Below are 12033 nucleotides of genomic sequence, written 5' to 3' on the forward strand. Positions count from 1 at the left end.
GGCCCGGCGCCTCAGTCTACGGCGACCAGCACCATCCGCAGCGCATGGTCCACCGTGGCCTCGCGCACCGCGCGGCGGCCGAGCGGTCCGAAATCCACCGTCTCGGTCCGCACCCCGCCCGCATCGGCGAGGCCGAAGCAGACCCGCCCCTCGGGCTTGAACTCGGACCCGCCCGGCCCGGCGATCCCGGTCACCGCGATTGCGACCGCCGCCCTCGACCGCCCCAGCGCGCCGCCCGCCATCTCGGCCGCGATCTCTTCGCTGACCGCGCCGAACGCCTTCAGCGTGGCGGGGCGGATGCCCAGCATATCGATCTTGGCGGCGTTGGAATAGGTGACGAAGCCGCGGTCGACCACGTCGGACGACCCCGGCACCTCGGTCAGCGTCGCCGCGATCAGCCCGCCGGTGCAGCTTTCGGCTGTGGCGATCATCTCGCCCCGGGCGCGCATCCGCGCCAGCAGACGGGTTGCGAGATCCGCCAATTCCATCACATCAGCCCGTGCGAGATGCCTGCCGCGACGACGGAGCAGACCGCGGCAAAGACCCCGGCCCAGATGTCGTCCAGCATGACGCCCGCGGCATCGGCGCGGCGGTCGGCGCGGCCGATGATCCACGGCTTCCAGATGTCGAACAGCCGGAACAGGACGAACGGGACCACCAGCCCCGGCCACGGCACCACGTCCGAGGGCAGCCCGGCGAACCAGAACCCGGCCGAGGTGGCGCACAGCGCGATCAGCTGGCCCGTGACCTCGTCGATGACGATTTCGCTGCGGTCCTTGTCGGCCATGCCCGCGGTCCAGCGCCGCACCGACCAGAACCCGGCGAGTATCGCGGCCACCGTCGCCAGCGCCACCAGCGGGAAATGCCCGATCCGGTGCAGGGCATAGCCCAGCAGGATCGTCGCCGCCGAGGCCCAGGTCCCCGACGCCGGCCGCAGATAGCCGAGCCCGAAGCCGGTCGCGATCAGCCGGTCCATCACGCGCCCCCGATCAGCGTGGCGGTGGCGATTGCGGCGATGCCTTCCTCGCGGCCGGTGAAGCCCAGCCGCTCCGAGGTCGTGGCCTTGACGCTGACCCGGTCGGGCGCGACGCCCATGATCTCGGCCAGCCGCGCCTGCATCGCCGCCGCATGGGGTCCGATCTTGGGCCGTTCGCAGATGAGCGTCACGTCTGCATTGCCGAGGCGATAACCCATCCGCCCCGCCAGTTCCGCGGCGTGGCGCAGGAAGATGTCGGACGCCGCCCCCTTCCATTGCGGGTCCGAGGGCGGGAAGTGCCGCCCGATATCCCCTTGCGCCAGCGCGCCATAGATCGCGTCGGTCAGCGCGTGCATCCCCACATCGGCGTCGGAATGACCGACCAGCCCGAGATCATGGGGGACCGCAATTCCGCACAGCCAGACCCGGTCCCCCGGTCCGAAGGCGTGCACATCATAGCCGTTGCCCAGCCGCACATCCATGTTGCGCCTTTTCGTGATCCGTTCGGCCCGCGCCATGTCGCCCGGCCAGGTGAGTTTCAGGTTGTCCTCGTCGCCCGGCACGATGGTCACCGGGATGCCGTGGCGATGGGCAAGCTCGACGTCATCGGCCGCCCCCCGGCTGTCGGCACGATGCGCCGCGAGGATCGCGTCCAGCGCAAAGCCCTGCGGCGTCTGGGCGCGATACAGCCCCTCGCGGTCCGCAAAGCCCGTCACGCGGTCAACGGCCCCTCGCCACAGCGCATCGGTCACCGCCAGCGCGGGCGCGGCGGCGGGGGCACCGGCGGCGAGGGCATCCAGTACGGCGTCGATCACCGGCGGTGCGACCAGCGGCCGAGCGCCGTCATGGATCAGCACATGGCCCAGGCCGGACCCGTCCAGGGTCTCGAGCCCCGCGCGGACGCTGCCGCTGCGGGTGTCGCGGCCCGCGACGAGCGTGACCCGGCCCCCAAGCTCCGCGATCGCCCGTCCCATGTCGTCCGGGTGGACCACAACCACGATACGCGCGAATCCCTGAAACGCGCCGATCGCCCGGTCCAGCACCGTGCGGCCGGACAGCGCCTGCCACTGCTTGGGAAGATCGCCGCCCATCCGGCTGCCACGCCCGGCGGCCGAGATCAGCACCGCCGTCCGGGCGGCGAGGGGGTGCGTGCTCATCGCCTGGTCATCCGCATTTGGAATGGCCGCAGCTGGGGCAGGTCAGGCAGCCCTCGACCATCCGCATCCCCGGGGTCCCGCAGGCCGGGCAGGACGGCCCGCGCGGCGGCTCGCCCACCTCGCGCATCTCGGCCGTGGGGTCCGATTTCAGCCCCGCCCCCTCGGCGGCCATGAAGCCGATGGCGACCATGTGGCGTTCGATCACGCCCCCGATCGCGGCCAGGATCGAGGGCACGTAGCGCCCCTCCATCCACGCGCCGCCACGGGGGTCGAACACGGCCTTCAGCTCTTCGACCACGAAGGACACGTCGCCGCCGCGCCGGAACACGGCCGAGATCATCCGCGTCAGCGCCACGGTCCAGGCGTAATGTTCCATGTTCTTGGAATTGATGAAGACCTCGAACGGGCGGCGGCGGCCGTCCTCCTCGATGTCGTTCAGGGTGATGTAGATGGCGTGCTCGCTGCCCGGGAACTTGAGCTTGTAGGTCGCGCCCTCCAGCGCCACCGGGCGGCTCATCGGCTGGTCAAGATAGACCGCGGGCAACTGCGATTCGGGCGCAGGCGCGGGCGCCACAGACAGGACCGAGCCGGTGACCTCGTTCGGCCGATAGGTCGTGCAGCCCTTGCAGCCCTGGTCCCAGGCGGCGAGATAGACGTCCTTGAACGCCTCGAACGAGATGTCCTCGGGGCAGTTGATGGTCTTCGAGATCGACGAATCCACCCATTCCTGCGCCGCCGCCTGCATGGCGACGTGGTCCAGCGGGTCCAGCGTCTGGGCATCCACGAACCAGTCGGGGAACGGCGCGTCGCCCATCCGCTCGCGCCACAGGGCGACGGCGTAGTCGACCACCTCCTCCTCGGTCCGGGTGCCGTCCTTCTGCAGCACCTTGCGGGTGTAGGCGTGGGCAAAGACCGGCTCGATCCCGGAACTGACATTGCCGGCGTAAAGCGAGATCGTGCCGGTCGGCGCGACCGAGGTCAGCAGCGCGTTGCGGATGCCGTGGGTGCGGATCGCCGCACGCACGTCCTCGTCCATCTTTTGCATGAAGCCCGACGCCAGGAACGCCTCGGCGTCGAACAGCGGAAACGCCCCCTTGTCGCGCGCAAGCCCGGCGCTGGTCAGATAGGCCGCCCGCGCGATGCGCTTCATCCAGCGGCGCGTGGCCTCGGCCGCCTCGGGCGCGCCATAGCGCAGCCCGACCATCATCAGCGCGTCGGCGAGCCCCGTGACGCCCAGCCCGATGCGGCGCTTGGCGCGCGCCTCGGCGGCCTGCTGGGGCAGGGGAAAGCGGCTGGCGTCGACGACGTTGTCCATCATCCGCACGGCGGTCGCGACCAGATCGTCCAGCGCGTCCTCGTCCAGCGCCGCCTCGGGGCCGAAGGGGTCGTTGACCAGCCGCGCGAGGTTCACCGACCCCAGCAGGCAGGCGCCATAGGGGGGCAAAGGCTGTTCGCCGCAGGGGTTGGTCGCGGCGATGGTCTCGGCATAGCCGAGGTTGTTCATCGCGTTGATGCGGTCGATGAAGATCACGCCCGGCTCGGCATAATCATAGGTCGCGCGCATGATCCGGTCCCACAGCGCGCGGGCGCGGACGGTGCGATGGACCTGGCCGCCAAAGACCAGCGGCCAGTCGCCATCTGCCTTGAGCGCGGCCATGAAGTCGTCGGTGACCAGCACCGACAGGTTGAACATCCGCAGCCGGGCGGCGTCCTGCTTGGCGGCGATGAAGGCCTCGATGTCCGGGTGGTCGCAGCGCATCGTGGCCATCATCGCGCCCCGGCGCGAGCCCGCCGACATGATCGTCCGGCACATCGCGTCCCAGACGTCCATGAAGGACAGCGGCCCCGACGCGTCGGCGGCGACGCCCTTCACCTCGGCCCCGCGCGGGCGGATGGTCGAGAAATCATAGCCGATCCCGCCGCCCTGCTGCATGGTCAGCGCGGCTTCCTTCAACGCCTGGAAGATGCCCTCCATGCTGTCAGGGATGGTGCCCATGACGAAGCAATTGAAGAGCGTCACCGACCGGCCGGTCCCGGCGCCCGAGATGATCCGGCCGGCGGGCAGAAAGCGGAAATCCTCGAGCGCGGCGTAGAAGCGGTCCTCCCACGACGCGGGGTCTGCCTCGACGCTGGCGAGGTCGCGGGCGATGCGGCGCCAGGTGTCTTCGACCGAGCCGTCCAGCGGCGTGCCGTCGGCGGACCGGAGCCGATATTTCATATCCCAGATCTGTTCAGCGATGGGGGCGGCAAGACGGGTCATGGCAGGGTCCGGGGTCGGTGGGGCGGAGGTCACTCATGCGCGATTGGCGTTGCCGAAACAAGCCTGCCATGACCGGGCCCAACAAGCTGGACAGGCTGCGACACCCTGCCACAGGATCAGAACCCGACGAAACTTCTAGGGATAAACCGCGACTCAACAGAAAGGTGCCGCATATGGCCCGCATGATCCTTGCCGCAGTCATCGCCTGCCTCGCCGTGCCCGCAGCGGCTTCGCAGCCCGGCGACTACAAGACCGGCCCCCAGACCGAGGGCGTCGCCGCCCCGATCAACCTTGCGCCACGCCGGCCCGTTCCGATGGCGGTGATGAACTACGAGACGTTCGAGGCGACGGTGGACCACGCCGATCTGCCGGAATGTCCCAAGGCCCTGGCCGCCGAGGGGCGGTTCTGCCGGGCGACGATCCACGACGACGCATTGCATGTCTTTGCGTTCAGCGAGGACCTGGACCAGCCGTTGCAGGCGGTCATGGACTTCCCGATGGACGAGATCCGCTTCCCCGACTGAGCGCGGGCGCCGCCGCCGAGCCGGGCGTCGGCGTCACCCGCCATCCTTGCGATGGGCGGCGCGCAAGGCGCGACGGTTGATCTTGCCGGTAGGCGTGCGGGGCAGGGCATCGACATGGATGAACTCGCGCGGCTGCTTGTAGCGGGCGAGTCCCGTCTCGGCCGCCGCCTGCAGCGCCGCCCCGTCGGCCGGGCCGGTCCAGAAGGCGGCGATGATCGAGGCGCCGCCCGGCACCGGCAGTTCCGTCACCGCCACGTCGCCGGTGCCGGGGACCGGGGCCAGCACGTCCTCGACCTCTGAGGGCGCGACCCGGAAGCCGCCGGCGTTCATCATGTCGTCGGCGCGGCCCAGCGTGGCGATCGCGCCGTCGTCCGAAGCGACCGCCAGATCGCCGGTCAGGAACCAGTCGCCGCGGAACTTGGACGCGGTTTCCTCGGGTTGCCCCAGATAGCCGAGAAACAACCCGGGGTCGGACCGATGCACGGCCAGCACGCCCGGCTGTCTGGGAGGCAGCTCGGCTCCGTCATCGCCCAGGATAGCCACCCGCCGCCCCGGCTGGGGATAGCCGGCGGTGCCCTCGGGCGCCGGCCGGGCGGGCGAGCCGGACAGGAAGGTGGAACATTCAGACATGCCCATCGCCTCGTGCAGGCCGGTGCCGGTGCGGTCGGTCCAGGCCCGGCGCAGGTCGGGGTCCAGCCGCTCGCCCGCGGTCAGGCCGTGGCGCAGCGACGGGATCGGCGCCCAGTCGGCGCGCAGCATCCGCCGGAACACACCCGGCGCCGCCGCGATGATCGTCGCGCCGTGGCGCCGGGCGAGCAGCGGGATCTGCTCGATCGCCGTTCCCTCGGCAGGGATCAGCGCCGTCGCGCCCACTGTCCACGGGTCCATCAGCCCGGTGCCCAGCGTGAATGTCCAGTTGAACGCGCCCGCATGCAACAGCCGGTCGGCGCCGGTCAGCCCGTACCAGCCGTCGAACATCATCGCGCGGGCGAGAATCGCCCGATGCGCGTGCATCACCGCCCGCGGCTGCCCGGAAGTGCCGGAGGTATAGACGATATAGGCCAGCCGGTCGGGATCGCCGCGGTTCCAGTCGGCCGGCGCCAGCCCGGCCATCGCGGCCAGTTCGGCGGCCGCCAGCACCGGCGCGGGGTGGCCCTCGGGCAGCGCGATGCCGGGACCGGCGATGGTAAGCGCATGGGTGATCTCGGCCGCGATCTTGGTGACTTCGCGCGCCGTGAGCATCGCCGAGGTCGGCACCGGGACCAGACCCGCCGCGATGCAGGCGAGATAGGCCACCGGAAACGCCGGCTCGTTCCCGATCCGCAGCAGCACCCGGTCGCCGGGACGCAGCCCGCGGGCCAGCAGCCCCGCGGCCGCCCCGCGCACCGCGGCCGTCAGCCGCCCATAGGACCACCGATCCGCTCCGGTGGACGACACCACCGCCAGCGCCAGCCGGTCCGGCATCTCCTGGCCGGCCGCCAGCACGTGTTCCGCGAGATTGAAGCCCTGAGTCATGCGCGCAGCTTTGCCGCCCTCGCGCGCGGGCCGCAAGGACGGCGCGTTCGGGCGGTCGCTAATATCCTGGGGTGAACTGGCCGGCACGGCCACGAGGGGCAAAGCCCCCTGGACACGCAAACGGCCCGCCCGTGAGGGCAGGCCGCAAAGGTAACGGGCGGTCCCTGCGGAGCTGCGGGATCAGAGCAGCTTCAGATCGGACGCCGAGGCGCGGCCGTCGCGGCCGGACTGCAGTTCGTATTCGATCTTCTGGTTGTCGTTCAGCCCGGTCAGGCCGGCGCGCTCGACGGCGGAAATATGGACGAAGACGTCCTTGCCGCCATCATCGGGCGCGATGAAACCATAGCCTTTGGTGGCGTTGAACCATTTGACGGTGCCGGTCGCCATGACCTTGTCTCCTTCAGTCTCCCGGTGGCGAGATTGCCGTTCCGGGCCGTGCAGCCCTTTCGCAGTCCGGCTGCCCCGTGAAGGGAGGCGGTAGAAAGTTTCGCTCACGCGCCTGCGAGGTTGCGCGATTCGCCGCCAAATTCAAGTGACAAATTAACGACTCGGGTGACGTTACGTTACCTGCGCGGGGGAACCGGCAAGAGTTTGCCGGTCCCCTGATCTGCCCGGCACGAGGCGGCAGTCAGCCCCGCAGATCGGGCGGGGTCGCCTCGGCCATCAGCGCCGCGATGGCATCGGCCAGGGCCAGCGATTCCGACCCCTGCCGGTCGAGCCGGCGAAGCGAAACCGTGCGCTCCTGGACCTCTTTCATCCCGATTGCCATGATCGCCGGGACCTTGGCGACGGAATGTTCGCGGACCTTGTAGTTGATCTTTTCGTTCCGCAGGTCGGCTTCGGCGCGAATCCCCGCGCCTTTCAGCGCCTCGACCACCTCGCGGACGTAATCGTCGGCGTCCGAGACGATTGAGGCGACGACCACCTGCCGGGGCGCCAGCCACAGGGGCAGCTTGCCGGCGAAGTTCTCGATCAGCATCCCGATGAAGCGCTCGAAGCTGCCGAGCACCGCGCGGTGCAGCATGATCGGGCGGTGCTTGGCGCCGTCCTCGCCGATGTAATAGGCGTCCAGCCGCTCGGGCAGGTTCGGATCGACCTGCAGCGTCCCGCACTGCCAGTCCCGGCCGATGGCGTCGGTCAGCACGAACTCGAGCTTCGGGCCGTAGAAGGCGCCCTCGCCGGGGAACACCTCGTACTCGTGCCCGGCTGCCGTCACCGCGTTGGCCAGCGCCGCCTCGGCGTGGTCCCAGCTCTCTTCGGTGCCGATCCGCTTGTCGGGGCGGGTGGACAGCTTGATGCGCCAGTCGGTGAAGCCGAGGTCCGCGTAGATCCCCGACAGGAAGCTGATGAACTTGCGCGACTCGCTCTCGATCTGCGCCTCGGTGCAGAAGATATGCGCGTCGTCCTGGGTGAAGCCGCGGACCCGCATGATCCCGTGCAGCGCGCCCGAGGGCTCGTAGCGGTTGCACGACCCGAACTCGGCCATCCTGAGCGGCAGGTCGCGGTAGGATTTCAGCCCGTGGTTATAGACCTGCACGTGGCAGGGGCAGTTCATCGGCTTGAGCGCGTTGACGGTCTTTTCCCGGGCGTGCTCCTCGTCCACTTCGACGATGAACATGTTCTCCTGGTAGTTCTCCCAGTGGCCCGAGGCTTCCCACAGCTTGCGGTTCACGACCTGGGGCGTGTTGACCTCGACATAGCCGCCGCGGCGCTGCTGGCGGCGCATGTAGTCCTGCAGCGTCGTGTAGATCGTCCACCCGTTCGGGTGCCAGAAGACCTGGCCCGGCGCTTCCTCCTGCAGGTGGAACAGGTCCATCTCGCGGCCGAGCTTGCGGTGGTCGCGTTTCGCGGCCTCCTCCAGCATGGTCAGGTGGGCCTTCAACTCGTCGCGGTTGCGGAAGGCCACGCCATAGATGCGCTGTAGCATTGGACGGCTGGCGTCGCCCAGCCAGTAGGCGCCGGCGACGTGGGTCAGACGGAAGGCGTCGGCGGGCAGCTGGCCGGTGTGCTGCAGATGCGGGCCGCGGCACAAATCCTGCCAGTCGCCGTGCCAGTACATGCGCACGTCCTCGCCCTCGGGGATGCGGGCGATCAGTTCGACCTTGTAGGGCTCGTTGGTCGATTCGTAATGGGCGACGGCGCGGGCGCGGTCCCAGACCTCGGTGCGGACCGGGTCGCGGGCGGCGATGATCTGCTTCATCTTCGCCTCGATCGCGCCGAGGTCCTCGGGCGTGAAGGGTTCGGCGCGGTCGAAGTCGTAGAACCAGCCATAGTCGCGGACCGGGCCGATGGTGACCTTGACGTCGGGCCACAGCTCCTGCACGGCGCGGGCCATGACGTGGGCGAGGTCGTGGCGGATCAGTTCAAGCGCCGGCGCCTCGTCCTTCATCGTGTTGATGGCGATCCGGCCCGAGCCGCGGATCGGCCAGGCGAGGTCGACATGCGCGCCGTCCAGCGTGGCGCTGATCGCGGCCTTCGCGAGGCTGGGGGCGATCGACTGCGCGACCTCGGCCGCGGTCACCCCGGCGGGGTAGTCGCGGGCATTGCCATCGGGAAAGGTGAGGGAGATCTGGTCGGCCACGACTGGCTCCTCGTCGGTTCGGCGCCCACGGAACGCCCGGTTGCGGGTATGTGCCGGGTGCTGTGGCAAGCGGCGGCGCGGGTGTCAATGGGGGCGCACGTCCGGGCGTCCTGCGGCCGCGCCGGTGTGGAGAAAATCCAGCCACGTTGCGACGGGAAAACCTGTGCGCAGGGTCGGGGCGAGGCTTCACAGGCCCCTGACGGCGTGAAATAGGGAAAGGGCACATGCAGGGGGCCAGCCATGACAGAGTTTTACGAGACCCGCGCGGGACGCCGGCTGGCCTATGACCGAGTCGACGGCAGCCTGCCCGGCGTGATCTTCCTGCACGGGTTCCGGTCCGACCGGCACGGCACCAAGGCCGAGGACCTTGCCGCCTGGTGCGCCGAAACCGGCCGCGCCTTCCTGCGCTTTGACCTTGCCGGGCATGGCGACAGCGGTGGCGCCGTCGAGGATTTCGGGATCGGCGACTGGCTGGACGATTCGCGCGAGTTGATCGACGCTCTGGCGCCCGGGCCGCAGGTGCTGGTCGGATCGTCCCTGGGGGGGTGGCTGGCGCTGCTGCTGGCGCGCGAGGACCCGCGTCGCTGGTCAGGCCTGGTGACGATTGCCGCCGCGCCGGATTTCACCACGCGGATGCAGTCCGCGTTCACCGCCGCCGACCGTGCGCAGTTGCAGCGCGACGGGGTCATCACCCGGCCCAGCGCCTATGGCGACGACTATGTGTTTTCGCAAAGGCTGTTCGATCAGGGGGATGAGCATCGCCTTTTCGCCGCGCCGCTGCTGCTGACGATGCCGGTCCGGCTGCTGCAGGGAACCGCTGACGAGGACGTGCCCGCGTCGGATGCCAAGGCGCTACATGAGCACGCTGACGGCCCCGACATTCAGCTAAGGATGGTGGAGGGGGCCGATCACAGGTTCTCGGCCCCCGAGCAGTTGCAGATGATCCGCGACGCGGTGGCCGAAGTCAGTGGAGAATGACCCCGGCCGCGACGGTCAGGAAAAGGCGATCTCGTACTGGTCGCCCATGTCGGGCTTGGCGCCGGTGACCTTGGACCTGGCAACCTCATACAGGAAGCCCAGCCCGCCGGTGGTGGCCCAGACCTCGGCAGTCGACAGCTTGAGCTTCAGCATTCGAACGTCCTCGTCCTGCTTGCCATCCTCGAACCAGCTCGAGGCGACGGCGTTCCAGATTTCGTCGAGCTTGGCCTTGTCGTTCGACAGTTCCAGCGTGCCCTCTATCCGGGCATAAAGCTTGTCGCCGCCTTCGCTGACGACGTGGACGGCCTGTTGCGGGCCACCCTCGACCGCCTTGACGAGATCGGTGCCATCGGCGGTGATGAACCACAGCACCGACTGATCCCGGTCGGCGTAGTGCGACATCGGCACCAGCCGCCAGTCGGGGGCGCAGCCCAGCATCCCCGCGTTGATGCCGTCGAGTCGTTTCCAGAAAGTATCGCGGTCGCTCATGCTGCGCTCCTTTGCGTCGCCGGCAGGGGCGCCGGACGTTCGCGAGCCTAACCACGACCGGACCGCCGGGTTCCGTCCAACCGGCCCCAGCCCCGGCCGCGGGAACTGGGGGCGGAACGCAGCGGGCGATCAGACGCCGATCTTGGCGTCGTCCTCGGGCCCCAGCGGGCGGGTGTCGCCGGTGACCTGGCCGCCGCGACGGCGCTTGGGATGCTGGCGGGGCGCCGAGCCCGCATGTTCGTCCATGAAGTCCAGCACCAGCGGCCGGATGTTCAGCCGCCAGCTTTTCCCCGCGAAGATGCCGTAATGGCCGGCGCCCGGTTCCAGATGCTGGGCCTTGCGGTCGTCCGAGACCCCGGTGCACAGGTTCAGCGCCGCGACGCACTGGCCGGGGGCCGAGATGTCGTCATTGGCGCCCTCGACGGTCATCACCGCGACGTCCTTGATCTTGCCGATGTCGATCGGCTTGCCGTCGATCGAGAAGCGGTTCTGGGCGATTTCCAGGTTCTTGAAGATGCGTTCGACGGTGGACAGGTAGAATTCCGCCGTCATGTCCATGACGGCCAGGTATTCGTCATAGAACATGTTGTGCTTGTCGCCTTCGGACCCGGCACCGGTGGCCTCGGCTAAGATCTTGTCGACGAAGGCCTTGCGATGGGTGTCGGCGTTCATGGCGATGAAGGAGGAGAGCTGCGCCAGTCCCGGATAGACCATCCGCCCGGCGCCGCGATACTTGAAGCCGACCTGCTGGATGACGAGATGCTCGAGCTCGCCCATCGTCACCCGGTTGCCGAAATCGGTCACCTCGGTGGCCGCCGCGTCCGGGTCGATGGGACCGCCGATCAGGGTCAGGGTGCGAGGCTGGGCGGCGGGGTTGTCCTCGGCCAGGATCGCCGTCGCGGCCAGCGTCAGCGGCGCGGGCTGGCAGACAGCGATGACGTGAAGGTCCGGGCCCAGATGGGTCATGAAGTCGGTCAGGTAGCGGGTATAGTCCTCGACGTCGAACTTGCCCTCGCTGACCGGGATGTCGCGGGCATTGTGCCAGTCGGTCACCCAGACGTCGCAATCGGGCAAGAGCGAGGTCACCGTCGAGCGCAGCAGCGTCGCATAATGGCCCGACATCGGCGCCACCAGCAGCACCCGCCGCTCCATCGGCTCGCGCCGGGCGACGCGGAAGCGGACCAGATCGCCGAAGGGGCGTTCCAGTTCCGGTTCGACATAGACGAGGTGGTCCTGCCCCTCGGCCCCCGGGATCGGCGGGATTTCCCAGTCCGGCTTGATGACCATGCGCGCAAAGCTGCGTTCGGTCACCCGGCCCCAGGCGGACAGCATCTTGAACATCGGCGAGGGCACCAGCGCGAAGATCGGGTAGGACGCGATCGCGCGCGCCGAGGCCCCCATCCATTCGTTCGTGTTCCGGATGGTTTCCATCGCATCATACGAGACGATGCCACGGTATCCCTTGTAAGCCATGACCGCACTTCCCTTCCCAAACACCTGTGACGTGCAAAGTCTGGTTTACGACTTTCGTCAACCGGGATTTAATGGACATC

11 protein-coding genes are annotated in these 12033 nt (G+C 69.0%); 2 read left to right on the forward strand and 9 right to left on the reverse strand.

Annotated elements, in window-relative coordinates; translation table 11 throughout:
• Positions 1-11 precede the first annotated feature (11 nt).
• The 4 genes from IC63_RS00780 to IC63_RS00795 are packed head-to-tail and all read right to left on the reverse strand — an operon-like array spanning position 12 to position 4393.
• Positions 12-488, reverse strand: a complete 477-nt coding sequence (locus IC63_RS00780; RefSeq protein ID WP_036715991.1) for a CinA family protein — start codon at positions 486-488, stop codon at positions 12-14.
• A complete protein-coding gene (locus IC63_RS00785; RefSeq protein ID WP_036715992.1) occupies positions 488-976 on the reverse strand; it encodes a phosphatidylglycerophosphatase A family protein in 489 nt (162 codons plus the stop codon). Before IC63_RS00785 ends, IC63_RS00780 begins: the two co-directional genes overlap by 1 nt.
• Entirely contained in the window at positions 976-2133 is a 1158-nt protein-coding gene (locus tag IC63_RS00790; RefSeq protein WP_036715993.1) for a bifunctional 2-C-methyl-D-erythritol 4-phosphate cytidylyltransferase/2-C-methyl-D-erythritol 2,4-cyclodiphosphate synthase, read from the reverse strand. Before IC63_RS00790 ends, IC63_RS00785 begins: the two co-directional genes overlap by 1 nt.
• A gap of 7 nt (positions 2134-2140) precedes the next feature.
• A complete protein-coding gene (locus IC63_RS00795; protein WP_036715994.1) occupies positions 2141-4393 on the reverse strand; it encodes an adenosylcobalamin-dependent ribonucleoside-diphosphate reductase in 2253 nt (750 codons plus the stop codon).
• Between the two features lie 173 nt (positions 4394-4566).
• On the opposite strand from IC63_RS00795, the gene IC63_RS16765 reads away from it, so the two are divergent.
• Positions 4567-4917, forward strand: coding sequence for a hypothetical protein (locus tag IC63_RS16765; protein WP_156965302.1), 351 nt, complete (start codon positions 4567-4569; stop codon positions 4915-4917).
• A 33-nt stretch (positions 4918-4950) separates the two neighbouring features.
• Here IC63_RS16765 and IC63_RS00805 read toward each other — a convergent pair whose 3' ends face one another.
• From IC63_RS00805 to thrS, 3 genes are all read right to left on the reverse strand, one after another.
• The gene (locus tag IC63_RS00805; protein WP_036715996.1) at positions 4951-6432 is read right to left on the reverse strand and encodes a class I adenylate-forming enzyme family protein; all 1482 of its coding nucleotides are present in this window, start codon (positions 6430-6432) and stop codon (positions 4951-4953) included.
• 180 nt (positions 6433-6612) lie between these two features.
• Positions 6613-6819 carry a cold-shock protein gene (locus IC63_RS00810; RefSeq protein ID WP_036715999.1) on the reverse strand — a complete coding sequence of 69 codons (207 nt, stop codon included), beginning with the start codon at positions 6817-6819 and terminating at the stop codon, positions 6613-6615.
• A gap of 241 nt (positions 6820-7060) precedes the next feature.
• Entirely contained in the window at positions 7061-9013 is a 1953-nt protein-coding gene (thrS, locus tag IC63_RS00815; RefSeq protein WP_036716000.1) for a threonine--tRNA ligase, read from the reverse strand.
• Positions 9014-9253: 240 nt separating this feature from the next.
• On the opposite strand from thrS, the gene IC63_RS00820 reads away from it, so the two are divergent.
• Positions 9254-9991, forward strand: a complete 738-nt coding sequence (locus IC63_RS00820) for an alpha/beta fold hydrolase (protein WP_036716003.1) — start codon at positions 9254-9256, stop codon at positions 9989-9991.
• Positions 9992-10006: 15 nt separating this feature from the next.
• Here IC63_RS00820 and IC63_RS00825 read toward each other — a convergent pair whose 3' ends face one another.
• Both IC63_RS00825 and phaZ read right to left on the reverse strand, forming a co-directional pair.
• Positions 10007-10480, reverse strand: coding sequence for a pyridoxamine 5'-phosphate oxidase family protein (locus IC63_RS00825; protein WP_036716007.1), 474 nt, complete (start codon positions 10478-10480; stop codon positions 10007-10009).
• A gap of 129 nt (positions 10481-10609) precedes the next feature.
• A complete protein-coding gene (gene phaZ / locus IC63_RS00830; protein WP_036716008.1) occupies positions 10610-11953 on the reverse strand; it encodes a polyhydroxyalkanoate depolymerase in 1344 nt (447 codons plus the stop codon).
• Positions 11954-12033: the final 80 nt, after the last annotated feature.

The organism is Paracoccus sphaerophysae (assembly GCF_000763805.1).
Lineage (GTDB): Bacteria > Pseudomonadota > Alphaproteobacteria > Rhodobacterales > Rhodobacteraceae > Paracoccus > Paracoccus sphaerophysae.

Excerpts from the sequence above, each read along its gene's own strand:
- IC63_RS00790 (WP_036715993.1), bottom strand. The coding sequence starts at position 2,133 with ATGAGCACGCACCCCCTCGCCGCCCGGACGGCGGTGCTGATCTCGGCC.
- IC63_RS00780 (WP_036715991.1), bottom strand. The coding sequence starts at position 488 with ATGGAATTGGCGGATCTCGCAACCCGTCTGCTGGCGCGGATGCGCGCC.
- IC63_RS00825 (WP_036716007.1), bottom strand. The coding sequence starts at position 10,480 with ATGAGCGACCGCGATACTTTCTGGAAACGACTCGACGGCATCAACGCG.
- phaZ (WP_036716008.1), bottom strand. The coding sequence starts at position 11,953 with ATGGCTTACAAGGGATACCGTGGCATCGTCTCGTATGATGCGATGGAA.
- IC63_RS00795 (WP_036715994.1), bottom strand. The coding sequence starts at position 4,393 with ATGACCCGTCTTGCCGCCCCCATCGCTGAACAGATCTGGGATATGAAA.
- IC63_RS00805 (WP_036715996.1), bottom strand. The coding sequence starts at position 6,432 with ATGACTCAGGGCTTCAATCTCGCGGAACACGTGCTGGCGGCCGGCCAG.
- IC63_RS16765 (WP_156965302.1), top strand. The coding sequence starts at position 4,567 with ATGGCCCGCATGATCCTTGCCGCAGTCATCGCCTGCCTCGCCGTGCCC.
- IC63_RS00785 (WP_036715992.1), bottom strand. The coding sequence starts at position 976 with ATGGACCGGCTGATCGCGACCGGCTTCGGGCTCGGCTATCTGCGGCCG.
- IC63_RS00810 (WP_036715999.1), bottom strand. The coding sequence starts at position 6,819 with ATGGCGACCGGCACCGTCAAATGGTTCAACGCCACCAAAGGCTATGGT.
- IC63_RS00820 (WP_036716003.1), top strand. The coding sequence starts at position 9,254 with ATGACAGAGTTTTACGAGACCCGCGCGGGACGCCGGCTGGCCTATGAC.